Raw genomic sequence first — 23707 nt, 5'->3', positions numbered from 1 at the left:
TATGCCCATGAAAACTAATACTCAACAAAAACATAGTATTTTACTTGGCTTTTGTTCGCCAATCTCAAGCCGACTCAGGCTATAATGAGACTTATTCACTTATCCGATATGTTAGGAGATCACATGACTGTAGATGTCACTGAAACCATTTCTCAAACTGTTCACCCTGCGTTTCAGTTGCTACGTCAGCACCATGTTGAAGCATTAGATATTTTAGTGTCTGAATATAAGCATAAAGTCACAGGTGCGGTGCATTATCACTTGGCAACTGATTATGATGAAAATGTATTTCTTGTTGCGTTCAGAACACAACCAATGGACTCTAAAGGAACTGCACATATTTTAGAGCATACCGCTTTATGTGGTTCTGAAAAGTTTCCTGTTCGTGACCCATTCTTTTTAATGATTCGCCGTTCATTAAATACATTTATGAACGCGTTTACAGCAGCAGATTGGACAGCCTATCCATTTGCAACTCAAAATAAGAAAGATTTCCAAAACTTACTCTCTGTTTATCTTGATGCAGCTTTCTCGGCAAATTTGAATCCTCTTGATTTTGCTCAAGAAGGAATCCGTATTGAACTTGAAAACGGTCAGCCTGTATATAAAGGCGTAGTGTTCAATGAAATGAAAGGTGCGATGAGTGCGCCGTCTGACCAGCTTTATCATCAGTTGGCTCATCATCTATTCCCTGAAACTACATATCACTACAACTCAGGTGGTGATCCAAAAGACATTCCTGACTTAACCTATGAACAGTTAGTCGAATTTTATAAAACTCATTACCATCCAAGTAATGCGGTATTTATGACTTTCGGTAACCAAACGGCGTATGAGTTACAAGAGCAATTTGAAAAACTAGCTCTACATAAATTTACTGCGGGTACAACTTTATATTCAAAACCAGAAAAACGTTTAACAGCTCCTGTTGAAGTCACTGAAACCTATGCTGTTGATGGTGATGAGTTAAAAGACAAAACTTACCATGTGTTGTCTTGGTTGTTACCACAAGCGAGTGATATCAAACTGCGTCTAGGTATGCGTTTGGTCGAAGGTGTTTTACTAGAAAACTCTGCTTCACCACTACGTCATTATTTAGAAACTTGTGGTTATGCTCAGTCGACTGGTCCTTTAATGGGAGTAGACGACAGTAATTTTGAAATGACCTTCTATTGCGGCGTTCAAGGTTCAAATCCAGAGCATGCACAAAGCTTTAGAGATGGTGTCTTAAATGTTTTACGTGAAGTGGCTGCAAAACCAATTGACTCATCGTTAGTTGATGCAATTTTGCATCAAATCGAATTGCATCAACGTGAAATTAATGGTGATGGCACACCATATGGCTTAAGCCTGATCTTAAATGGTTTAAGTGGTGCTATTCACCATAACGACCCGATTCAAATTTGGGATGTTGACAGTGCTATTGCTCAGGTCAAAGAAGAACTTCAAGACCCAATGTGGTTATCTAATTTAATTCAAACACATTTGTTAGATAATCCGCACCGCGTACAAATGACTTTAGTACCTGATGCAACTAAGTCAGCGAAAGAGCAAGAAGCTGAAAAAGCACGTTTAGCTGCGATTGGTGAAAAGCTCACTGAAGAAGACAAAGCAGAGATCGTTGCTAAAACCAAAGCGTTACAAGAGCGTCAAGATACGCCAGATAATCTTGAGCTATTACCAAAAGTAGGCCTAGAAGACGTTCCAGCTGACTTGCATATTGTACAAGGTCAATTGCGCGAAATTATCTGTAATCGAATGGATACGCCGTTGAATTTGTATCATGCAGGAACGAATGGTATTTACTATCAACAAGTTCTCATTCAGATTCCTGATGATGTTGTTAAATCGCCATACTTTAATTTGCTCTCTATCTTAATGGGTGAAGTTGGTGCAGGTGAGTATGACTATCTTGAATTACAAAACTTACAAACAGCTGTAAGTGGTGGTTTAGGAATGGGCGCTTCATTACGCAGTAAAGTTGATGATAAAGACAAAATTAGCGCTTGGTTAACATTAACGACTAAATCTCTAACGCAGAAGTTTGATGCAATTCATCTATTAAAATTAGCATTTGAACAACTCCGCTTTGATGAAAAAGAGCGAATTATTGAGTTGTTGCAACAACGTAAGACACGCTGGCAGTCTCGTTTATCTGGTGCTGGTCATAGCTACGCGATGCAGATCGCTTCTCGTAATATGAGTGCATTGGCTCAACGTGACTATCAAAACACAGGTTTAGGTGCGTTGAACTGGTTAGGCGAGCTTGTTACTAACATTACTCAAGACGATGCTGCTTATGATGCCCTGATTGCTGAATTGAAGCATATCCATACCAAACTATTGCAAGCGCCTAAACAGTTCTTGCTTGTATGTGAAGAGCATCAGTCAGAGCGTTTAGTTGAAGAAATTCAAAACGTTTGGGATAAATTAAACGTTGATACAGCAGCGGCTGAGTTAACCCAAGTCGAGCAAGAAAATGATAATGAACATGAAGCTTGGTTAATTCAAACCAATGTTCAGTTCTGTGCTTCGGCATATCAAGCAGTTGAAGTGTCTCATCCGGATGCGGCACCTTTAATGGTGTTAGCAGCATACTTGCGTAATGGTTTCTTGCACAGCGCTATCCGTGAAAAAGGTGGTGCTTATGGTGGTGGTGCTAGCTATGATGGAAATGCATGTTCATTCCGTTTCTTTAGTTACCGTGATCCTCGTTTAGCTGACACGTTTAAAGACTTTGAAGCGAGTGTGCAATGGTTGTTAAATACAGAGCAACAACCTCATCAGCTTGAAGAAGCAATTCTTGGTTTGGTGGCGAGTATGGATAAACCTGGTTCACCAGCTGGTGAGGCAATTACAGCGTGTTATGCACTGTTACATGCAAGAACTCCAACTTTCCGTCGTACCTTACGTGAAAGATTATTGCATGTAACTTTAGATGATTTACAACGTGTTGCACGTCAATATTTAATTGAACAAACACCTGTAAAAGCTGTGGTTGCACCTTTTGCAAAACGTGATGAATTGCAACAACTGGGCTTTACGATTAAACAAGTTAATTAAAATAAAAATTGGAGATGAACATGGCGTTCAGACAATTTGAACGCACATCTTTACAGCTAAGTATGGGGACCCTGCTTAGCTGTTTATGTGCGTCGGTGGCATATGCTGACACCTTAGCCCCTGTAAAACCTGCGACCGTAGATGCATGTGTTGCCCTAGCTTCAAATGCTGATCGCCTAGCTTGTTATGACTCTGTATTTAAGCCCTCAGCTTTACCCGCTGTTCAAGCTGCCGCAGTACCAGAGCCTGTTAAAAAAATTGATAAACCTGCTGTTCAGCCTGAAACATTTAAAGAGAAGGTTGTAGATACGGTTAGTAATATTAAAGTAATAGGGAAAGCTCCGAAAATTGAACCTACTACTTCTTTATTAGATCAACGTTGGGAGTTATCTGAAAAAAGTAAACTTGGTGTTTGGAACATTCGTGCTTATCAGCCTGTCTATTTACTACCTGTATTTTGGACCAGCGATAAAAATGAATTTCCAACTAGCCCAAATCCCAATAATACAGTTAAAGAAGCTCAAGATTTGAAATCTACCGAAACTAAATTTCAAATTTCTTTGAAAACTAAAGCTTGGGAAAATATTTTTGGTAACAATGGTGATTTGTGGGTAGGTTATACCCAATCTTCACGTTGGCAGACCTTTAACTCTAAAGAATCTCGGCCTTTCCGTGAAACAAACTATGAGCCTGAAGCTAGCTTAATGTTTAGAACAAACTATGAGTTACTCGGTTTAGATGGTCGCTTGCTTGGTGTCACTTTAAATCACCAATCGAATGGTCGTTCAGATCCGTTATCTCGTAGTTGGAACCGTGTTATCTTTAATGTCGGCTTAGAGCGTGGCAATTTTGCTGTAATGCTTCGTCCTTGGATACGTATTAATGAAGCTGCCAAAGATGATAACAACCCCGATATTGAAGATTATATTGGACGAGGCGATTTGACCGCTTTTTATAAGTGGAAAGATAACGACTTCTCCCTAATGTTACGTCACTCTTTAAAAGGTGGAGATGACTCTCATGGAGCTGTTCAGTTTGACTGGGCATTTCCAATTAGTGGTAAGTTACGTGGTCACTTCCAGCTATTTAATGGATATGGTGAAAGCTTAATTGACTATAACCACCGTGCAACTTATGCAGGTTTGGGCGTTTCACTCATGAACTGGTACTAAGTTTGAACCCATAAAAATGCCGCTTTAACAGCGGCTTTTTTATTAACCAATTTGAATGTTGGCTTGAGGATGCTTGAGACGACTCTTTTTAGGAGTAGCAATTAAATACGCCAGTGTTAAAGGCCCAAGTCTCCCAGCAAACATAAGTAAACTTAATATAAACAGGCTACCGTTATGTAAATCTGGCGTAATACCTCGAGAAAGCCCAACTGTACAGGCTGCTGAAACGACTTCAAATAGTAAGTTCATAAAGTCGGCTTTTGGTTCTAAAAGCAAAAGTACAAAGAACCCAATAAATATGAGAATGCTGGTAATTGCAGTAACTGCTAGCGCCTTATAAGTAGTTTCGTGAGAAACAGAATGATTAAAAACCCTGATTTCATCAGTACGTCTTAAAAAGGACAGGACACTTAAAACCAATATGACAAAAGTACCTACTTTTATACCGCCAGCAGTACTTAATGAACCACCGCCAATAAACATAAGTAGCATCATAAGCAAAGAACTACTATTAGTCATTGCACCTGTGTCAATGGTGTTAAACCCTGAAGATCGTGGAACAGTCGCTTGGAACCAAGCATGTAAAGCTTGATCACCTACGCTTAGCATTCCTAGCGTATGAGGGTTTTGTGCTTCCATTGCCCAAATTAAAATAAAGGCCACTAAATTAATAATGGCAATAGTCGTTAAGATCAGTTTGCTATTTGGGCTAAGTTTTTTCCATTTTTTATTTTGTTTAATATCCATGAGAACTAAAAAGCCAAGTCCACCTATTGTATAAAGCAAACTTACCGTAAGGCAGATCACGTAGTTGTTTTGAAAACCCATTAAACTATTATTAAATAATGAAAAACCGGCATTATTAAACGAAGAGATACTATAAAAAATTGCATAATACAAACCACGAGCGAAGCCAAAAGCTGGTGTAAATGCACAGGTGAGAATGACTATGCCGATCAGTTCAAATAGGAGAGTATAAGTCACTACTCCTTTAGCTACGAAGGTTACTTTTGATAGGCTCGTTTGACCGAGGCTATCCTGAGCCATCATTTGCTGCTTAAGACCAATTTTAGGCGAAAGGCTTAGTGCGGCCAAAATAGCAAAAGTCATGAAGCCCAAACCACCTGATTGAATCAACAATAAAATAATGACTTGCCCAAAAAGTGTAAAAGATTCATGAATATTTAGAACGGATAAACCTGTAATCGTAACTGCTGACGTTGCTGTAAATAATGCATCCATCCAGCTGACATGACCGTTATTGGCAATGGGAAGTTTAAGTAATAATGTGCCAAAGACAATAAAGCCTAGAAAACCCAGCGCTAAAAGAGAAGGTGGGCTTAGGTTTAATGTTTTATGTGGTTTAGGCTTAAGAGACATATTTTTGGGTTCGTTTTTATAGGAAACAATTAGAGAGCTTTTTAAGTTGCTGTAAATGACCTTCTAAAATAAGAATATCATGCGTTTGTAGGGTAAAAGTCTCTTCAGTTTCAAATAAAATTTGCTGCTGTCGTTTTACAAGTAGAGTTTTAACTTGCGGTGCTTGTTGCATAATCCCATACAAATTAATGCCATTTAATTTCTCGGGAATATCGATTTTCACAATATAGTGATCATCATCTAAAGACATGTAACGACTTACCATTGGATAATTAAGTGCTTGCGCAACACGTACACCCATGTCTTCTTCAGGATGAATGATTTTATTGATATTGAGGTGAGACAAAATTGTGTGATGAGCCTTTGTCTTTGCTTTTACCCAAATTTTATCAATACCAAGATTTTTTAAATTCAGCACACATAAAATACTAGCCTCAATATCTTCACCAATTGCAACAACAACCGCATCACAATTTTGAATGTTTAATTCATCCAGTACATATTCATCAGTAGCATCAGCAATGACAGCATGAGTTAAAACATCGGCAAGATTTTCAACATTCTTTTTGACTGTATCAATGCCAATAACATCATGATTTAATTTTGTGAGTTCTTGAGCAACTGTTGCTCCAAAACTTCCCAAGCCGATGACCGCGAACTGTGCCATAAATAACCTTTTATACTTAATTAGGGCTTTATTTTTAATGATATTTTCTTTGAGATAAAGAGAAGCAATGTAAATATAGAAAATATTGGGCTCAAATAATAAAAAAGCCGACAAATTTGTCAGCTTTTTTATAAAACAAAGATTATTTCAAGAAACGTTTATAGCCCACATTGTCAGTAATTTCTGCGTATGGGTAGCTAATTTGTTCTAGGGTTTCAATTAAACCATCTGGATTTTGTTTGGCATCTGTTGCTTGTAAGCCAACCAATACACGGCCTTCTGCAGCACCATGGTTACGGTAATGGAACAGCGTAATATTGTGGGTTGGACCTAAACGAGTTAAGAATGTGAGTAATGCACCTGGACGTTCAGGGAATTCAACACGGAACAATCTTTCATCATCTAGATTAGCATGACCGCCAATTAAATAACGAATATGCAATTTAGCAACTTCATCATCAGATAAATCATCTACAACATAATTTTGCTGTTTAAGTTGTTCTAAAATTTCATGACGTTCAGCGTCACCACCTTTTAAGCTAATACCCACAAAAACTTGTGCTTCTTCTGTGTTATTTGCACGGTAGTTAAACTCGGTAATATTACGGCCCTGTAGAGCACGGCAGAAACCTAAGAATGCGCCTTTTTCTTCAGAAAGTGTCACCGCGTAAATTGCTTCACGTTGTTCACCGAGCTCAGTACGCTCTGCAATGTAACGTAAGCGGTCAAAGTTCATGTTGGCACCGCAAACAATCGATACCATGTTTTTACCGCTAATTTTATGCTCCGCTACATATTTTTTGATACCAGCTAGGGCCATTGCACCTGATGGTTCAACAATGCTACGGTTTTCATCAAAAGTATCTTTAATTGCGGCACAGATTTCATCTGTATTAACAGTGACAATGTCAGGATCAACAATTGGGCCAGAGTTATCTGATTTACGAAGACGAACAATATCAAACGGTAAAGCACCAATTTGTGCAACAGCAGTACCATCTGCAAATAAACCTACATGTGGCAAGATTACACGTTCATTGGCTTCAAGCGCTGCTTTTAAACACGCAGACTCTTCATATTCAACACCAATGACTTTTACATGTGGTGCAACTTCACCTAAGTAAGCTGCTACACCCGCAATTAAACCGCCACCACCTACAGCAACGAACACGTATTCCACATCGCGCCATTGACGCAATATTTCATTTGCAATAGTACCTTGACCAGCAATAACCAATTCATCGTCATAAGGAGGAATAAAAACTAATCCTTCTGCTTCGGCACGCTGCTGAGCGTATTTATTTGCAATATCAAAGCTATCACCATGTAATACAACTTGCCCACCTAAACGCTTAACTGCCTGAACCTTAATATCAGGAGTAGTGCTTGGCATAACAATAATTGCAGGAATTCCTAAACGTTGACCAGACAATGCTACGCCTTGTGCATGGTTGCCAGCAGATGCGCAAATTACACCACGTTCAAGTTGTTCTTTCGGTAATTGGCTAATACGGTTATAAGCACCGCGTAATTTAAAAGAAAAAACCGGTTGTAAATCTTCACGCTTAAAACGAATTGTATTATTTAATTTTTGACTAATTCGTGGAGCTGCTTCGAGAGGTGTTTCAATTGCAACATCATAAACCGTTGCTTGTAAAATTTGTCGTACCACACGAGACAGCATGTTCATCTTCCCTATAACAGTTTAAAATAGGAAATTATTGTAGCAAACCCTTGTGCATTTGCGCCGTTTATTGGCGCATAAATGTCAAAAAATAGTTGAGTGATGTAATGAGCCTATATGCAACCCAAGATGAAAAGAAACAAGCTGCTGCGAAAGCTGCTTTAAAACACTTACCCAAAGGTGGCATTTTGGGGGTAGGAACTGGAAGTACTGTAAATTTTCTAATTGACTTATTGCCTGAACTACAATTAGAAGCAGCAGTGGCAAGTTCTCAAGCAACAGCAGATCGTCTTAAAAAATTAGGTATCGAAGTGGTTGATATGAACCATGTAGGCAGCCTTGATGCTTATGTTGATGGTGCAGATGAGATTGATCGTCACATGCATATGATCAAAGGCGGCGGCGCAGCATTAACTCGTGAAAAAATTGTAGCTTCAATTGCTAAAAAGTTTGTATGTATCGTTGATGATTCAAAATGGGTTGATCAACTTGGTCGTGATTTCCCATTACCAGTAGAAGTAATTCCAATGGCGCGCTCTGCTGTAGCTCGTAAATTGGTTAGCTTAGGTGGTGATCCGGTTTATCGTGAAGGTGTGGTAACAGATAACGGAAACGTTATTTTAGATGTATTTAATTTGAACATCTTAAATGCAATTGATTTGGAAAAGACAATCAACAATATTCCGGGTGTTGTGACTAACGGTATTTTTGCGTTAAATCCAGCAACGATTGCAATTGTTGCAACAAATAATGGTATTGAAGAGCGTACTGCACAGTAATGTCTGTGGAAATGCCAGAAATTAAAATTGTTCGTCACGTAAGGGCAAGAAAATTGCGCTTACGTGTTGAGCCTGCGTCTATACGACTCACTGTCCCGCTATTTTGTAGTAAGAAACAAATTCAGCAGTTTTTGGCTCAGTCTGAACAATGGTTGATCGAGACATGGAATAAACAGCACTACGCTCAATCTACATCGTTTGAGATTCCTTCAGAAATTTCTTTTTTTAATAGAGAGCAGCCTTTTCAAATTGTTGTACAGAAGCAACATCGCATTTTTCAATTTGATTGGGAAAATAATCGTTTATTTATTAAAGACCAGCAAACCTATCAAGCCTTACAAAGCGCTGTTATTGCTTATGCCAAACAAGAGTTACCAGCATTTTTGTCAGAGCTTAGCCAAAAAACTCGGTTGAGTTATGCAGAGTGTGCTATCCGACGTCCTAAAACTCGTTGGGGAAGTTGCAGTAGTCAACATAATATTATGCTGCATGCAGGTCTGGTTCTTATGCCTGCTCAAATTACCCGTTATGTTTGCATTCATGAATTAGCTCACACCAAACACTTCGACCATAGTCCTGCTTTTTGGGCCGAAGTTGCAAAGTTCGACCCAAACTATATGCAGCATCGCAGACAATTAAAAGGTAACCCATTGCCTGCGTGGTGGTATGTGACAGCTTAGCTAAAGCTACATTCTAATTGTGTTGTTTGTAAGACATCTGGTGCTTTGCGGCTATCAAGGCCTGCTTGAGCACTAATAATCTTATTCGCTTTAATATGTAGCTGTATAAAATTATATTGCTGTGTTGAATTGTTGGGTTCAGACGAACTTGAGTTAAGTAAGTAGCTATAACTTGCAGCGTCGGTTTGCAGTAAATTATCTGTACTATCTGCGCTTAAGGCTGAGCGATAACTTAGTGAACCTTGAATTAACTCAATTTGGCCATTAGCACGGAAATTAAGTTGGCAACCCGATGCGCTGTTTTCATAGTGACCAACTAAATAGTCCGTAGCAGGCAGTTTAGGGTCAGATATATTGATGCTAGTTAAGCCTTGTTTACATGGATAAGCCGAATCATTACAACTTGTTGTAATACCACTAAATCCTACGGCACGTCGGTAGTCACCAGCACCATCTATACGGAAAAAGTCAGTTGTATTTCCAGAAGGCACAACTCCAGAATAGAGTTTTTTCTGCAAAAGAACATATCCTGTTTGATCTAAACTGGACTGACTTTGTGCATCTGCTAGTTGCAATGTGGCAGCTTTTAAATTGGTAGCAAAATAATCGCGAGTCGCTTTTTGATTGGCTGCTATGTCCAAAAGCGTATTTTTTACAGGGTCAATATTATCTGGCGATGGACTAAAAATAGGTGTCATGGTTGTATTGTCACCATTAAGCTTTTTGCCGTCTAAATATCCATCTTTTAAATCGGTGGCAAGACTATTTGTAAGTTCTTGATATGCATTGGTACTACCATGAATCGTATTCCAGTATTGTAAATATCCGAAACTCAGATAGCTATCTACATAAGTACTAGGCTGTTTAGTTGAATACTGTAATAAATTTAGTACAGTCAGCGGGCTAGCTGGGCTTAAGCTTGGAATGGCAGCATCTTTAAACGCACTAATAAGAGCGGTGTAAACATCTTGAGAAGCCAAATCAACATGTGATTGTTCAATACGGGTCGGGTCTATCGTTTCTTGTGGAAGTTGGCCTGAACGAATTACGGCACGCTGATAAATCGCTTCTGAACTTGGGCTAATCGGCTGCGTTTTATTGCTTATTGAACTTGGAGTAATAAAAGCGTGATAGACGCCAGAAATGTTCTCATATTTAGAATTAATTGGATCAAATACCTGAGATGAGGCTTGAGTTGTGACTTCTACTCGATAAAGCCGATTCAACTTGGTACTTGAAAGTTTAATATTATAACTTGTTAAACTGGCAACTTGGGTATCAATCAAAATACTATTGTCGGTGTTGTCATAGACTTTGAGTTGCACATTGCGCATTTCGACGGGGGTTTTAAGTGTAAAATCTGTCGTGACTTCAGGAGTTGGCACAGTCGGTGTCGGAGTGCTAGATGAACCTCCGCTACTACTGCCACCACCACATCCAACAAGGGCTGCGCTTAAAATTAAAGTACTAAGGCCGAGATAAGTGCACAACTTTGTTTGTTTTGATTGATTAAGCATCCTAGCTCTCCACAAATGAATCTGGTATTTATTTACTGATATTTGTTTGGTTCTGACAGACCAGCAAGTGCTATGTAATTAACGCTAAAAAATAAAAAAATTAAAATTACCAAGCATGAAATGGTTTTGTAAGCCTGGACATCCTGTCATACTACCGCAAGTATAGATTCAATATTTGAGGTAATGCACGTGATTTCTGTCGGAATTGTTGGTGGGACTGGTTATACAGGCGTTGAACTATTACGTATTTTATTACGACATCCAAAAGCGCAGGTTCGAGTTCTTACTTCACGTACAGAAGCAGGCAAACCAGTTGCTGATATGTTCCCAAACTTACGTGGACATACAGATCTTCAATTTTCAGATTTAAATATTGATGCATTAAAAGAATGTGATGTTGTATTTTTTGCAACTCCACATGGTGTTGCAATGCAGCACGCAAAAGATTTGATCGAAGCTGGAACTAAAGTTATTGATTTGGCAGCAGACTTTCGTTTACAAAATCTTGAACAGTTTGAAAAATGGTATGGTATGGAACATGCGTGCCCAGACGTACTAAAAGATTCTGTTTATGGTTTAACCGAGTTAAATCGTGAAAAAATCAAGCAAGCTCAAGTCATTGGTAACCCAGGTTGTTACCCAACAACTGTCCAACTGGGCTTGGCTCCACTTTTAAAATCAGCACAAGCATTAATTGAAACAAAGAATATTATTATTGATGCAAAATCTGGTGTTTCTGGTGCTGGTCGTAAAGCAAGTTTGGGCATGATTTACAGTGAAAATGCGGATAACTTTAAAGCTTATGGTGTTGCGGGACATCGCCATCATCCTGAGATTGTAGAAGCTTTGGAAAATATTGCAGGCGAAAAAGATGTTTTTGAAGGTCTTTTGTTTGTTCCACACTTAGTACCGATGATTCGCGGTATGTTGAGTACAATTTACGTGGACTTGACAGAGGCGGGGAAACAAACAGATATACAAGCTTTGTATGAAAACTTCTATGCAAATGAAAAATTTGTAGATGTCATGCCTGCCAATAGTTCACCTGAAACACGTAGTGTACGTGGGGCAAATGAATTACGCATTGCTTTGTATAAACCACAACCAAATAAACTCATTATTTTGGCCGCTCAAGATAACCTTGTAAAAGGAGCATCTGGACAAGCTGTACAAAATATGAACCTTATGTTTGGCTTTAATGAAGATGAAGGCTTACAAGGGATTGGTTTATTACCATAAAAAACTCTTTTTTGCTTCACACACATTTAAATTTCGATTTAAATGTGTGTCTTGACTCTGATCTTAAACACTGAGATGACGATGCAAAACTCGGAACAGACGACTTCTGTAGAAAGTTCGTTGCAAAAGAAAAAATTTTTAAACACCAATAAGCCTTTGTTTATTGGTGCTGCTATTTTAATGAGTGGTTGTTTTGCGCTCGGCTATACAATTGGGCACCGTCAAGGTTTAACTGTTGTAGGTTACGATGCAGATGCAGAGCAATTGGTTGAAGTAGTGCAAAAACAAAAAACAGCGTTAGATGCAGTTAACAAAAGCCTGAACGCTGCTGTACAAGAGCGTGATGTTGCTGTTACAAATGCAAATGACTTGTTTACAGCACTTAATCAAGCCAATGCTGATAAAACGCAACAAGAAGGTATGAGTAATATCTACCGTGAAATTTTAAGACAACGTGGTGGATTAAGCTTAACCATTCAGGATTTGGCAATTAAACCGTTACCAGAAAACGCTTATGAATATCAGCTTGATTTGGTGCAGGTGAGTCCAAATAAACGCCGTGCTTCAGGTTCAGTTGAAATAAGACTGATTAAAGATACTGAAGTCTTGGTTGTGCCACTTGAAGATAAGAACTTTAACTTCACTGATTTTGAGCGTTTGACTGGCCGATGGACAATGCCTAAGGGCTTCACACCTCAGTATATCGAAGTACGTTTAATAGGTGGTTCTGAAACACCAGTGATTAAACGTTTTAGTTGGCAGCGCGGTAAACCTGTCGAAACACCTTCTGCTTTTGTTGCAGAAATTCCTCAAGCTGAAGCAAATTCACAATAGTAACATCATATGCGAACAAATAAGCGTCAAACAAATTTAAAAGATATTAAGGCTTCTTTTCAGCAGTCTGGCTATGTCGATTGGCACTTCAATCCACGCTTAAGTGATTCGCAAAACGAAGATCATGACGGAGAGATTGTTGTTCAAACAGCACCTCCCGAACTCAAGCGTCCTCCTTTATATGCGGTAGTATTATTGAACGACGATTACACGCCAATGGACTTTGTAATTGAAATTTTACAACAATACTTTGCAATGAATCTTGACCAAGCAACTCAAGTAATGCTAACAGTACACTATGAAGGTAAAGGTACTGCCGGGGTATATCCAAGAGACATCGCGGAAACCAAGGCAAACCTTGTTAATAATTACGCTCGATCGCAAGGTCATCCATTACTTTGCCAGATTGAGCCTAAAGCATAAGGGGGTCACATGCTCAGTCGTCAATTAGAAGTATCATTACGTTTGGCTGTTAGCATGGCTCGTCAAAAGAGACATGAGTTTCTTACAGTTGAACACTTACTATTAGCCTTACTCGATAACGATTCGGCTGTGAATGCATTAAAAGCATGCGGCGCTGATATTGTTTCTTTACGTAAAGAATTAGAAGAATATGTAGAACAACATACTCCTAAGCTTGGCGAAAATAGCGAGCAAGCTCCACATCCAACAGAAAGTTTTGACCGCATTTTGCAACGTGCAATTTTCCATGTGCAATCAAGTGGTGGTGATCGTACTGTTGAAGGTGCGGATGTTTTGGTCGCAATGTACTCAGAGCGTGATTCTTTTGCTGTTTATTTGCTTAAACGTCATCAAATTAATCGACTTACTTTGACTCAATATTTGTCTCATGGTACACGTAAAGACGAAGTGCAGGTTGAAGAAGAAGTTGAAGACATTGAGGGTGAAAGCAACTCAGGCAATGCTGGGCCATTAGAACTTTATACGCTTAATTTAAATGTTGAAGCGCAAAAGGGTAAAACTGACCCACTCATTGGTCGTGAAAAAGAAATTGAGCGTACAGCACAAATTCTTTGCCGCCGTCGCAAAAACAACCCATTACTAGTCGGGGATCCTGGGGTAGGTAAAACTTCAATTGCAGAAGGCCTTGCATGGCTCATTGTAAATGGTAAAGCACCAAAACCACTTAGCAACGCAGAGATTTATAGCCTAGATATAGGTGCATTGGTTGCTGGTACAAAATACCGTGGTGACTTTGAAAAACGTTTAAAACAACTGTTAAATGCTTTGAAGAAAAATCCAAATGCGATTTTATTCATTGATGAAATTCATATGATCATTGGTGCAGGCTCAAGTATGGGCAGCACAATGGATGCATCGAATCTTATTAAACCAGCATTGGCAAATGGTACTTTACGTTGTATCGGTTCAACGACTTTCCAAGAATATCGTCAGGTATTTGAAAAGGATCATGCGTTATCTCGTCGTTTCCAAAAAATTGACGTAAATGAACCAAGCATTTCTGAAACTATTGATATTTTACGTGGGTTGAAAACGAAGTTTGAGGATTTCCACCACGTACAGTATGACGACAAAGCTTTAGTTTCTGCGGTTGAGCTTTCTGCGAAATTTATTAATGATCGTTTCTTGCCGGATAAAGCGATTGATGTCATTGATGAAGCAGGTGCACAACGCCGCTTAAAAGCAGAAAGTGAAGACAGCTTAATTACTGTAGAAAATATCGAAGACATCGTTTCTAAAATTGCGCGTATTCCGCCTAAGACAGTGTCTAAAGATGATAAATCAGTACTTGAAAATCTTGAGCGTGACCTAAAACGTGTGGTATTTGGTCAAGATGAGGCAATTACTGCATTGGCTTCTGCAATCAAGTTGTCACGTGCTGGTTTGAAATCACCAGACAAGCCTGTTGGTAGCTTCGTCTTTGCTGGTCCAACGGGTGTTGGTAAAACAGAAGTCACTAAGCAGCTAGCGAAATTGTTAGGTGTAGAGCTTGTCCGTTTCGATATGTCTGAATATATGGAACGTCATGCTGTTTCTCGCTTAATTGGTGCTCCTCCAGGTTATGTTGGTTATGACCAAGGTGGTTTGCTCACAGATGCGATTCATAAAAATCCGCATTGTGTTTTATTGCTCGATGAAATTGAGAAAGCACATCCAGATGTGTTTAACCTGTTGTTGCAAATCATGGATCACGGTGCGTTAACTGACAATAATGGTCGTAAGTCAGACTTCAGAAATGTCATTATTGTATTGACGACAAACATTGGTGCAGAAAGCATTTCTCGTGCAAGCATTGGATTTACCGAGCAAGACCATAGCTCGGATAACCAAGAAGCTATGAAGCGTGCATTCTCTCCAGAGTTCCGTAACCGTCTAGACAGTGTTATTCAGTTTAAAGCTTTACCAACCACAGTGATTGAATCTGTAGTTGATAAATTCTTAACAGAATTACAAGCACAGCTAGATGAAAAACGTGTAGTTCTAGATGTAGATCAAAGTGCGCGTGACTGGTTAGCAACCAATGGTTATGACCGTTTAATGGGTGCTCGCCCAATGCAACGTCTCATTCAAGAACACTTGAAGAAACCATTAGCTGAAATGATTCTGTTTGGTGAACTTGCAGATCACGGTGGTAATGTGGCGGTATCAGTGAAGAAAGAAGATGGCAAGGCAGTTGGTCTAAAACTTGAAGTTTTTGAAGATCACCATACGGCAGAACCAGCTTAATTTATGTTAATTGATAGTCTTTCTATAACCCGAATACTTAGTGTGCTCGGGTTATTTATTATTACTGCGATCGCTGAGATTTTAGGCTGTTACTTTCCTTATCTTATTTTAAAAGAAGGGAAGTCTGCTTGGTTGTGGATCCCTACAGCCTTAAGCTTAGCGATCTTTGTTTGGTTACTTACATTACATCCAGCTGCTTCTGGGCGCATTTATGCGGCCTATGGCGGTATTTATATTTTTACTGCACTCATGTGGCTTCGTTTTGTCGATCAGGTCGCTTTAACGAGATGGGATGTTTTAGGTGGCTTTATAGTGCTTTGTGGTGCAAGTTTGATTATTTTGCAGCCGCAAGGATTAATTCGCTAATGATGAAGTGAGCAATTAAATTTTAAGTAAAAAATAAGAAACTTTTTCGCAAAAAATACTTGTCAAATTCATCAACAATGCGTATTTTAGATTTAAGGAACATTTTTTAATATTTGAGATAAAGATGTTAAATCAATCTGTGAATTCTAACGCTTACTTTTATTTCTGGCAATTTAGATAGTTGCCTGAGCGTATTCGGGCATGAAAGTTGCCCATCACAGTTAATACCTGATCGGCAACCCCGATCAGGTTTTTTTATGCTTTATCTTTTTCAAATCGAGGAACTCAAAATGAACAACATGACTTATTCATACTTTAGCAACTTTTATTGGTTTTACTTTTGCTTACCTTTGCCAACGAATAGATCCAAAACGCTCAAATAAATGATCGGACTGATTCGGTTTCAGTCCAAAGGAAAAGACCAATGAATGCTTTAAATACTTTACTAACTCAAAGTAATACAAAAGAAACACCAGTTAGTTTACCTCTCCAGTTAAAAGCTAAATATCCGCTTGTGCAGACCTTCGCACGTCAAATTGCAGAACACCGTCAAATTATTCAAAATATTCTTGCTGGTAAAGATCAGCGTTTAATGGTTATTACAGGACCATGTTCAATTCATGACCCAGTTGCGGTTCTTGAATACGCAGAAAAACTGCAAAAATTACAAGAAAAAGTTAAAGATCAAATATTCATTGTGATGCGTGCTTATATTGAAAAGCCGCGTACAACTGTAGGTTGGAAGGGGTACATGTATGACCCAAACCTTGATGGTTCATCCAATCTACAATTAGGTTTAGAAAAATCACGCGAGCTTTATTTGCAAATTATTGAAAAGGGTTTGCCGATTGCGAGCGAAATTTTAAGTCCAATGGCAACTGGTTATTTTGATGATTTGTTGGCTTGGGGCGCAATTGGTGCACGTACCAGCGAGTCTCAAATTCACCGTGAAATCTCAAGTCATATGCCATACAGTATTGGTTTCAAAAATGGTACAGATGGTTCGATTCAAATTGCTTTAGATGCTATTCAGTCGGCACAAAATGAGCATCAATTTCTAGGAATGAATCAGCAAGGTTTACCTTCTGTTATTCAGAGTGCCGGCAACCCATTACCACACTTAATTTTGCGTGGAGCGAATCATGGTCCTAATTATGATTTAGCTTCAATTCAGGCAATACGTGAAAAACATAAGCAAAATCTTCCTCCTTTAGTCATTGACTGTAGTCATGGCAATAGTGGTAAAGACCCTTTACGTCAGCCAGAGGTTTTGCAGCAAATCGTTGCTGAACGCTTAAAAACTCAGGTGAAGGGTGTCATGATTGAAAGTCATTTAGTTGATGGTAATCAGAAAATTTCGTGTGAAATGACGTATGGTCAGTCGGTAACGGATGGTTGTTTAGGGTGGGATAAAACTGAACGGCTTTTATTAAATGTTGCTAAACAGTTAAAAGCAAGTGAATTAGCTCATTCGGCTTAATGATGTATACATTTAAAAAGGGATCTGTTTTAGCAGATCCCTTTTTTTTAAGAGGCATGTTTAAGTTCGGATAAAAAAGTAGTGATTTCATGCCCGAATTTTTTTGGCTCGGTTAATAATGGCGTGTGACCTGAACGCTCAAAATAAATTGTTTTTGCATGTTCGACACTATGTGCAATCAGTGTCTGACCAGTTTCTGGATAGAGTGTGGAATTACGGCCAATAAAGAAAGTTGTTGGGCACTGTAATTGTTGCAATGCCTCACGATAGTCTTCATTGTGAAAAAGATAATTTTCGACGTACCAAAATAAGTAGTCTAAGCGTTGAATCGGTAATAAGTATTTCTGTAAAAATGGCTGTTTTAACGCAGTTTTAAAAACAAATGGACTAAAAGGATTGCTACTTTGTAATTCAATAAAATCTACCCACAAACGTACCAATTTTTGACGGTCTGGAAGTGATAACTCATAAAGATATTTAGCATTTTTATGTTTTGATAATAATTGATAAATATCATTGAGTAATTGTTTAAATTGGGCATGTAATGGTCCGAATAAACCATATTGCCATGTCGCATCTACAGATATTTTAGGCGTTTGATCAATATGTAAATAAGCTTTTAACTGCTGAGCAAGATGAGCATGCTTCATACCATGCATTGCAGTGGTAGCACCCATTGAATAGCCCATTAAAATAAAGTGATCAAGTTTTAGTTGTTCAATTAAATGAGCGACATCTTGCCAGTGGCTTGATATGGCATCTTGCTCGGGAATAGCACAGTTTTTTGAACCGCCAAAACCACGCCAGTCAGGAATAATAAATTCATATTCTTTACGATTTGCGTAGATAAACGGTAGCCATTGCCAACTTTGCATACCTAGACCAGATAATACTAATACTGGTTCACCACGACCAACACGGCGTACAAATAATTTTTCCTGATCGGGCATGGTGTAATAAGGCATGGTTATTCTCCAGATGCGTTATCTTGAGCAAAAAGTTTTAATTGTGGGATGACCTGTTCTAACCATTTGATCCACTCAGTTTCCATAGTGATACCGAGTTCCAAGATCATTTTGTGGATATATAACACTCGATTATTCAAGTCATCACTATCTTTAAAATCTTTATCGTAAATATTTTGGTAAAGCTTAAGCTTTTCTTGGTGTAAGCCAAGATGTCGTAACAGTTCGGGTAATATTTGATTATTGCCCAATTGTGCCTCGGCACGCAATCTTACCATTAAGTCATCTCTAAGCTGAGCGGGTTCACTTTGCTGTGTCATCCATGAGGCAAGTTCTATACGCCCAAGTTGTTCGACTTGATAAGTCTTTTTTCGGCCGCTATCCATCTCATTTTCTAAAGTAGAAACCCAGCCTTTTTTTAGCATGTTATTGAGTTCACGATAAATTTGCTGATGTGTGGCATTCCAGAAAAAGCCCATAGAGCGGTCAAAACGGCGAGCGAGTTCAAAGCCAGTGCTTGGACGTTCTAGTAAGCTGGTTAGTAAAACATGGGGAAGTGACATGGCAATCCGTTTGTAAGCAAAAGTAAAGTGTGACTCATAAGATTATGCAACATGTTGCATAAAAGTCAAAATTTGATTATAAATTTGTGCAACAAGTTGCATTAAGCAAGCAGATTAGCAAGCCAAGGAGTTGTTATGTCGTTATATCCACATTTATTAAAACCATTAGATTTAGGTTTTACGACATTAAAAAATCGCGTATTGATGGGGTCTATGCACGTTGGTCTAGAAGAAGCGCCAGGTGGTTATGAGCGCATGGCGGCTTTTTATGCGGAACGTGCTAAAGGAGATGTTGGTCTTATTGTTACTGGCGGTATTGCACCTAATCAGGCAGGTTTAACCTTTGCTCATGCTTCTAAGCTAGATAGCACAGAAGAAGCCGAAAAACATAAAGTCATTACCGAAGCTGTACATGCTGCTGGCGGAAAGATTGCTTTACAGATATTACATACGGGTCGATATTCTTATCAGCCAGAGATTGTTGCACCTTCGGCAATTCAGGCACCGATTAATCCAATTAAACCTAAAGCAATGACTTCTGCAGAGGTTCAACAAACGATTGATGATTTTGCAAACTGTGCGAAGCTTGCTCAATACGCTGGATATGACGGCGTTGAGATTATGGGTTCTGAAGGTTATTTAATTAATGAGTTTATAGCAGCAAGAACAAACCATCGTGATGATGAATGGGGTGGTAGCTATGAAAACCGTATTCGTTTTCCTATCGAGATTGTAAAACGTACACGTGAAATAGTGGGTGAAAACTTTATTATTATTTACCGTTTATCAATGCTTGATTTAGTTGAAGGCGGATCTACTTTAGAAGAAGTGATTCAACTTGCTAAAGCGATTGAAAAAGCTGGCGCTACGATCATTAATACGGGTATTGGCTGGCATGAAGCTCGTATACCAACAATTGCCACTAAAGTTCCAAGAGCTGCATTTACTTGGGTCACTGAAAAATTAAAAGGTGAAGTTTCCGTTCCATTAATTACCTCAAACCGTATTAATACCCCAGAAATGGCTGAACATGTATTGGCATCGGGTCATGCAGATATGGTTTCAATGGCACGTCCAATGCTTGCAGATCCTGAGTTTGTTTTAAAAGCAAGTGAAGGTCGTAGTGATGAAATCAATACCTGTATTGGCTGTAACCAAGCGTGTCTTGATCATATTTTCTCTATGAAAATCGCAACATGTCTAGTTAACCCTCGCGCATGTTATGAAACAGAACTTATTTTTAAAGAAGCACAAAAACAGAAGAATATCGCTGTCATTGGTGCAGGACCAGCAGGTTTAAGTTTTGCTGTATATGCGGCAGATCGTGGACACCAACTTAAAATCTTTGAAGCAAGTCATCAAATTGGTGGGCAGTTTAACATTGCTAAAACTGTGCCTGGTAAAGAAGAGTTCTACGAAACATTACGTTATTTTAATCGTCAAATTGAATTACGTCCGAACATTGAACTTGTATTAAATCATAAAGCGACTTATGAAGAGTTAAGTCAATCAAACTTCGATGAAATTGTAGTTGCAACTGGTGTAACACCTCGTCAATTACAATTTGAAGGTATTGATCATCCAAAAGTACTGAGCTACTTACAAGTACTTAAAGAGCGTGTACCAGTAGGTCAGCGTGTTGCCATTATTGGGGCAGGTGGTATCGGTTTTGATACAGCTGAGTACCTAACCCATGAAGGTGAGAGTGGTAGTTTAAATCCAGAAAAATTTTATGAAGAGTGGGGTATTGATACTCACTATGAACACGTTGGTGGTTTAAAGCAGCCGAAAGTTGAAGCTTCTGAACGAGAAATCTATTTGTTACAACGTAAAGCTTCTTCAGTAGGTGCGGGACTAGGTAAAACGACTGGTTGGATTCACCGTACAGGGCTTAAGAACAGAAATGTGAAAATGTTGGCAGGCGTACAGTATGACAAAGTAGATGATCAAGGACTTCATATTACTGTTGATGGAAAACCAACAGTGCTTGAAGTTGATAACGTAGTGATTTGCGCAGGCCAAGAATCATTTACTGCAATGTATGACCAATTAAAAGCAGATGGTAAGAATGTTCATTTGATTGGTGGTGCTAAAGAAGCAGGTGAACTAGATGCTAAACGTGCTATTCGTCAAGGTGCTGAACTAGCAGCGGTTCTTTAATGATTTCAATGAGCACTGTCTTGGGTAAGAGAGTGCTCATGACTAAAAACTATTTGAAGGAAAAATAAAAAATGACACTCGAAACAACTAAACAGTCATTAGAAAAATGGCATCACATGGTTAAATCAAATGACTTATCGAACTTAAATGATTTGCTGGCAGATGAAGTCGTTTTCCGTTCACCAGTCGCTTATAAACCTTATGAGGGAAGACAAGTTGTTTTCTTTATTCTTACTAATGTGATTCAAGTATTCCAAAATTTTACCTATCACAGAGAGTTTTACACAGAAGATGGTAAAAATGTAGTACTGGAGTTTAGTGCGAATGTAGGTGATAAATCATTAAAAGGGATTGACATGATTCGTTTTAATGAACAGGGTAAAATTATTGATTTTGAAGTAATGATTCGTCCAATGAGTGGTTTAGCTGCATTAGCTGAGCAAATGGGTATAAGAATAGCTCAATTTAAACCTCAATAATTTTGTTAAATAGCCTAAGAATATTGAGGTATATAAAATGTGGTTAAAACTTTCAACATTGCTTTTATTGCCCGTATTATTTGTACAAGGCAGTAAAGTTCGAAAGAACACGCCACGTTTAGCAGAAGCCAAAGGTGAACGAGAAGGTTGTATCGGTCAAGGCAAGCCTTTATCCCTGCTTATTTTGGGAGATTCTGCCGCAGCAGGTGTCGGTGTAGAAAATCAGAAAGATGCCTTGTCTGGTGCTATTATTCAAGAACTGCAAAATGAATTTTCCCTGCAATGGAAACTTCATGCTAAAACTGGTGATACAACTCCACAAGTTTTTAATGCTTTACAGCATTTAGACGAGCAGAAGTATGATGTGATTGTGACATCTATTGGTGTAAACGATGTTACGAAATTTACTTCTGCTAAATCATGGATTAAACAACAGAAGCAATTATTTGAGCACATACAGAAACGTTTTCAGCCAAAGTTGATTATCGTTTCCGGTGTGCCTCCAATGCAACATTTCCCTGCTTTACCCAATCCACTAGCTTGGTTATTTGGGCAATATGCAGAGCAAATGAATCAAAAATTACAACAATGGTTAGCACCGCAGAGCCAGTTTAAGTTTCTTCAATACGATATTGAAACTTTTCAAGCCATGAATTTGACAATGGCAAGTGATGGTTTTCATTCTAGTAAGGAAGTTTACGCAATTTGGGGAAGGCAGGTTGCTGCTTTAGTGCGGCAATCATTTAACTCATAGTCAGAGGTAGTCATTGGACATGGGCATATCTGTTTTTAGTAAAATTAAAGATTTCGGTTCAGAGCTGTTTGATTTAGTGTTAGGTGCTGAGCATCCAAAAGTTTATTATGATCCTCAAGGGCAAATAAAAGATGTGTTGGAGAAGCTTCCTCAACTCAAACAGAAATATCGACCTACGCCTTGGTTAACCAATAGTCATGTCCATTTACTCTATTTTGATCTTATTAGAAAACAATCAATAAAATTAGAGTATGACCGCATTGATCAACTAACCATGAGTGATGGTGGGATTACCGCTATAGCTTGGTATGGATATGACTTACCGGCAGATACTCCAACAATTGTAATTATGCATACTATTACAGGTACGCCTGAAAGTATGCGTGAGTTAGTACGTGATTTGAATCAATATACAGGCTGGCGAATTGCACTATGCCTGCGCCGTGGGCACGCAGGTTTGCCAATGCCTGTGCCGCAAATTTCTCTTTTTGGATCTACCAGTGATTTAAAAGAACAGCTTAACTATATTCAAAGTTTATTTCCGACATCAGATTTATATGCAGTAGGTTCTTCAGCAGGTACTGGCTTGCTTGTTCGTTATTTAGGTGAACAAGGCGAAGATACACCTTTTAAAGCTGCTTTTGCGATGTGCCCGGGTTATAACACGGAAATTGGTTTTAAAAATGTTCATCCTTTTTACAGTAAAATGATGACGAAAAAACTCTTCAAGTATTTTATTTATCCGTATCAAAATACGTGGAGCAAAATAGCATCTTTAGAAAAAGTCTTATCGACGACCAATTTAGAAGAATTTGAAAAAGAATACTTTGAAATGGCAGGTTTTCAAGATTACGAGACTTACTGTAAATCTATTAACCCGATTTATGTGTTTGAAAATATCAAAATTCCATTAATGATTCTTAATGCAGAAGATGACCCTGTTTGCTCTATTAAAAATTTAGAACCTTATAAAGAGCCAATTCAGCAAATGAGTACTGTTGCTGTAGTCACAACTAAAAAGGGAAGTCATTGTGCATTTTATGAAGGATGGCGCAGTACATCATGGGCAGCACGTCTTATGTCTGATTATTTTCTAATTGAACGTAATAAATAGATAATTATTGAATATATAAGTGAAGCTCAAATTTTGGGCTTTATTTTATATCTTAAAATAAGAGCGGTATTGCTTCATTTTTCCAAGTTTTTGAATTGAAAT

At 38.5% G+C, this 23707-nt stretch carries 20 protein-coding genes; 14 read left to right on the top strand and 6 right to left on the bottom strand.

The genetic code is table 11. The annotated features are described in order from the left end of the window. Positions 1-123: 123 nt before the first annotated feature. Together ABLC00_RS10185 and ABLC00_RS10180 are read left to right on the top strand one after the other, a co-directional pair. Positions 124-3063 (top strand): insulinase family protein, encoded by a 2940-nt coding sequence (locus ABLC00_RS10185; RefSeq protein WP_004708492.1) that lies wholly within the window; start codon positions 124-126, stop codon positions 3061-3063. A gap of 20 nt (positions 3064-3083) precedes the next feature. Further along, entirely contained in the window at positions 3084-4235 is a 1152-nt protein-coding gene (locus ABLC00_RS10180; protein WP_002050661.1) for a phospholipase A, read from the top strand. 42 nt (positions 4236-4277) lie between these two features. Here ABLC00_RS10180 and ABLC00_RS10175 read toward each other — a convergent pair whose 3' ends face one another. The 3 genes from ABLC00_RS10175 to ilvA form a co-directional block, all read right to left on the bottom strand. Next, positions 4278-5615 carry a TrkH family potassium uptake protein gene (locus ABLC00_RS10175; RefSeq protein ID WP_004886944.1) on the bottom strand — a complete coding sequence of 446 codons (1338 nt, stop codon included), beginning with the start codon at positions 5613-5615 and terminating at the stop codon, positions 4278-4280. Positions 5616-5631: 16 nt separating this feature from the next. Next, on the bottom strand, positions 5632-6282 hold the full coding sequence (locus tag ABLC00_RS10170; RefSeq protein ID WP_004886946.1) for a TrkA family potassium uptake protein: 651 nt from the start codon (positions 6280-6282) through the stop codon (positions 5632-5634). Between the two features lie 142 nt (positions 6283-6424). Then, positions 6425-7972 (bottom strand): threonine ammonia-lyase, biosynthetic, encoded by a 1548-nt coding sequence (gene ilvA, locus ABLC00_RS10165; RefSeq protein ID WP_170318178.1) that lies wholly within the window; start codon positions 7970-7972, stop codon positions 6425-6427. Positions 7973-8073: 101 nt separating this feature from the next. Between ilvA and rpiA the strand changes: the two genes are divergently transcribed. Beyond that, on the top strand, positions 8074-8745 hold the full coding sequence (rpiA, locus tag ABLC00_RS10160) for a ribose-5-phosphate isomerase RpiA (protein WP_000061060.1): 672 nt from the start codon (positions 8074-8076) through the stop codon (positions 8743-8745). Next, positions 8745-9425: a SprT family zinc-dependent metalloprotease gene (locus tag ABLC00_RS10155; protein WP_004886949.1), complete on the top strand. Its 681-nt coding sequence runs from the start codon at positions 8745-8747 to the stop codon at positions 9423-9425. The genes rpiA and ABLC00_RS10155 overlap by 1 nt, the downstream gene beginning before the upstream one ends. On the opposite strand, the gene ABLC00_RS10150 is transcribed toward ABLC00_RS10155, so the two are convergent. Then, entirely contained in the window at positions 9422-10942 is a 1521-nt protein-coding gene (locus ABLC00_RS10150; RefSeq protein WP_006580887.1) for a hypothetical protein, read from the bottom strand. The genes ABLC00_RS10155 and ABLC00_RS10150 overlap by 4 nt on opposite strands. 183 nt (positions 10943-11125) lie before the next feature. Here ABLC00_RS10150 and argC point away from each other — a divergent pair, with 183 nt between their 5' ends. The 6 genes from argC (at position 11126) to ABLC00_RS10120 (ending at position 17570) form a co-directional block, all read left to right on the top strand. Continuing rightward, the gene (argC, locus tag ABLC00_RS10145; protein ID WP_016805333.1) at positions 11126-12181 is read left to right on the top strand and encodes an N-acetyl-gamma-glutamyl-phosphate reductase; all 1056 of its coding nucleotides are present in this window, start codon (positions 11126-11128) and stop codon (positions 12179-12181) included. Positions 12182-12256: 75 nt separating this feature from the next. Continuing rightward, entirely contained in the window at positions 12257-13015 is a 759-nt protein-coding gene (locus ABLC00_RS10140) for a DUF6776 family protein (RefSeq protein WP_079377015.1), read from the top strand. Between the two features lie 9 nt (positions 13016-13024). Further along, on the top strand, positions 13025-13438 hold the full coding sequence (gene clpS / locus ABLC00_RS10135) for an ATP-dependent Clp protease adapter ClpS (RefSeq protein WP_004886958.1): 414 nt from the start codon (positions 13025-13027) through the stop codon (positions 13436-13438). Positions 13439-13447: 9 nt separating this feature from the next. Next, complete coding sequence (clpA, locus tag ABLC00_RS10130; RefSeq protein ID WP_002050677.1) at positions 13448-15724, top strand: ATP-dependent Clp protease ATP-binding subunit ClpA; 2277 nt, start codon at positions 13448-13450, stop codon at positions 15722-15724. A 3-nt stretch (positions 15725-15727) separates the two neighbouring features. Beyond that, positions 15728-16090, top strand: coding sequence for a YnfA family protein (locus ABLC00_RS10125; protein ID WP_004886960.1), 363 nt, complete (start codon positions 15728-15730; stop codon positions 16088-16090). A gap of 424 nt (positions 16091-16514) precedes the next feature. Beyond that, a complete protein-coding gene (locus tag ABLC00_RS10120; protein WP_004886963.1) occupies positions 16515-17570 on the top strand; it encodes a 3-deoxy-7-phosphoheptulonate synthase in 1056 nt (351 codons plus the stop codon). 47 nt (positions 17571-17617) lie between these two features. Here the strand turns inward: ABLC00_RS10120 and ABLC00_RS10115 are convergent, their stop codons facing one another. Together ABLC00_RS10115 and ABLC00_RS10110 are read right to left on the bottom strand one after the other, a co-directional pair. Further along, positions 17618-18535: an alpha/beta fold hydrolase gene (locus tag ABLC00_RS10115; RefSeq protein WP_002050701.1), complete on the bottom strand. Its 918-nt coding sequence runs from the start codon at positions 18533-18535 to the stop codon at positions 17618-17620. Positions 18536-18537: 2 nt separating this feature from the next. Then, a complete protein-coding gene (locus ABLC00_RS10110; RefSeq protein WP_002050679.1) occupies positions 18538-19098 on the bottom strand; it encodes a PadR family transcriptional regulator in 561 nt (186 codons plus the stop codon). 135 nt (positions 19099-19233) lie between these two features. Here ABLC00_RS10110 and ABLC00_RS10105 point away from each other — a divergent pair, with 135 nt between their 5' ends. The 4 genes from ABLC00_RS10105 (at position 19234) to ABLC00_RS10090 (ending at position 23605) form a co-directional block, all read left to right on the top strand. After that, positions 19234-21258 carry an NADPH-dependent 2,4-dienoyl-CoA reductase gene (locus ABLC00_RS10105; protein ID WP_004886966.1) on the top strand — a complete coding sequence of 675 codons (2025 nt, stop codon included), beginning with the start codon at positions 19234-19236 and terminating at the stop codon, positions 21256-21258. 71 nt (positions 21259-21329) lie between these two features. Next, entirely contained in the window at positions 21330-21737 is a 408-nt protein-coding gene (locus ABLC00_RS10100) for a nuclear transport factor 2 family protein (RefSeq protein ID WP_004886968.1), read from the top strand. 37 nt (positions 21738-21774) lie between these two features. Beyond that, complete coding sequence (locus tag ABLC00_RS10095; RefSeq protein WP_348941146.1) at positions 21775-22491, top strand: SGNH/GDSL hydrolase family protein; 717 nt, start codon at positions 21775-21777, stop codon at positions 22489-22491. A gap of 19 nt (positions 22492-22510) precedes the next feature. Then, positions 22511-23605 (top strand): YheT family hydrolase, encoded by a 1095-nt coding sequence (locus ABLC00_RS10090; protein ID WP_004708515.1) that lies wholly within the window; start codon positions 22511-22513, stop codon positions 23603-23605. Positions 23606-23707 lie beyond the last annotated feature (102 nt).

This window comes from Acinetobacter nosocomialis, assembly GCF_041021905.1.
Taxonomy (GTDB): Bacteria; Pseudomonadota; Gammaproteobacteria; order Pseudomonadales; family Moraxellaceae; genus Acinetobacter; species Acinetobacter nosocomialis.
The sequence above is the reverse complement of the archived record's forward strand: the minus strand, read 5'-3'. Positions and strand labels throughout refer to the sequence as shown.

Coding starts and splice junctions, on each gene's coding strand:
- ABLC00_RS10180 (WP_002050661.1), top strand. CDS start 3,084: ATGGCGTTCAGACAATTTGAACGCACATCTTTACAGCTAAGTATGGGG.
- ABLC00_RS10095 (WP_348941146.1), top strand. CDS start 21,775: ATGTGGTTAAAACTTTCAACATTGCTTTTATTGCCCGTATTATTTGTA.
- ilvA (WP_170318178.1), bottom strand. CDS start 7,972: ATGAACATGCTGTCTCGTGTGGTACGACAAATTTTACAAGCAACGGTT.
- ABLC00_RS10105 (WP_004886966.1), top strand. CDS start 19,234: ATGTCGTTATATCCACATTTATTAAAACCATTAGATTTAGGTTTTACG.
- ABLC00_RS10185 (WP_004708492.1), top strand. CDS start 124: ATGACTGTAGATGTCACTGAAACCATTTCTCAAACTGTTCACCCTGCG.
- clpA (WP_002050677.1), top strand. CDS start 13,448: ATGCTCAGTCGTCAATTAGAAGTATCATTACGTTTGGCTGTTAGCATG.
- ABLC00_RS10110 (WP_002050679.1), bottom strand. CDS start 19,098: ATGTCACTTCCCCATGTTTTACTAACCAGCTTACTAGAACGTCCAAGC.
- argC (WP_016805333.1), top strand. CDS start 11,126: ATGCACGTGATTTCTGTCGGAATTGTTGGTGGGACTGGTTATACAGGC.
- rpiA (WP_000061060.1), top strand. CDS start 8,074: ATGAGCCTATATGCAACCCAAGATGAAAAGAAACAAGCTGCTGCGAAA.
- clpS (WP_004886958.1), top strand. CDS start 13,025: ATGCGAACAAATAAGCGTCAAACAAATTTAAAAGATATTAAGGCTTCT.
- ABLC00_RS10175 (WP_004886944.1), bottom strand. CDS start 5,615: ATGTCTCTTAAGCCTAAACCACATAAAACATTAAACCTAAGCCCACCT.
- ABLC00_RS10170 (WP_004886946.1), bottom strand. CDS start 6,282: ATGGCACAGTTCGCGGTCATCGGCTTGGGAAGTTTTGGAGCAACAGTT.
- ABLC00_RS10140 (WP_079377015.1), top strand. CDS start 12,257: ATGACGATGCAAAACTCGGAACAGACGACTTCTGTAGAAAGTTCGTTG.
- ABLC00_RS10100 (WP_004886968.1), top strand. CDS start 21,330: ATGACACTCGAAACAACTAAACAGTCATTAGAAAAATGGCATCACATG.
- ABLC00_RS10150 (WP_006580887.1), bottom strand. CDS start 10,942: ATGCTTAATCAATCAAAACAAACAAAGTTGTGCACTTATCTCGGCCTT.
- ABLC00_RS10120 (WP_004886963.1), top strand. CDS start 16,515: ATGAATGCTTTAAATACTTTACTAACTCAAAGTAATACAAAAGAAACA.
- ABLC00_RS10090 (WP_004708515.1), top strand. CDS start 22,511: ATGGGCATATCTGTTTTTAGTAAAATTAAAGATTTCGGTTCAGAGCTG.
- ABLC00_RS10125 (WP_004886960.1), top strand. CDS start 15,728: ATGTTAATTGATAGTCTTTCTATAACCCGAATACTTAGTGTGCTCGGG.
- ABLC00_RS10155 (WP_004886949.1), top strand. CDS start 8,745: ATGTCTGTGGAAATGCCAGAAATTAAAATTGTTCGTCACGTAAGGGCA.
- ABLC00_RS10115 (WP_002050701.1), bottom strand. CDS start 18,535: ATGCCTTATTACACCATGCCCGATCAGGAAAAATTATTTGTACGCCGT.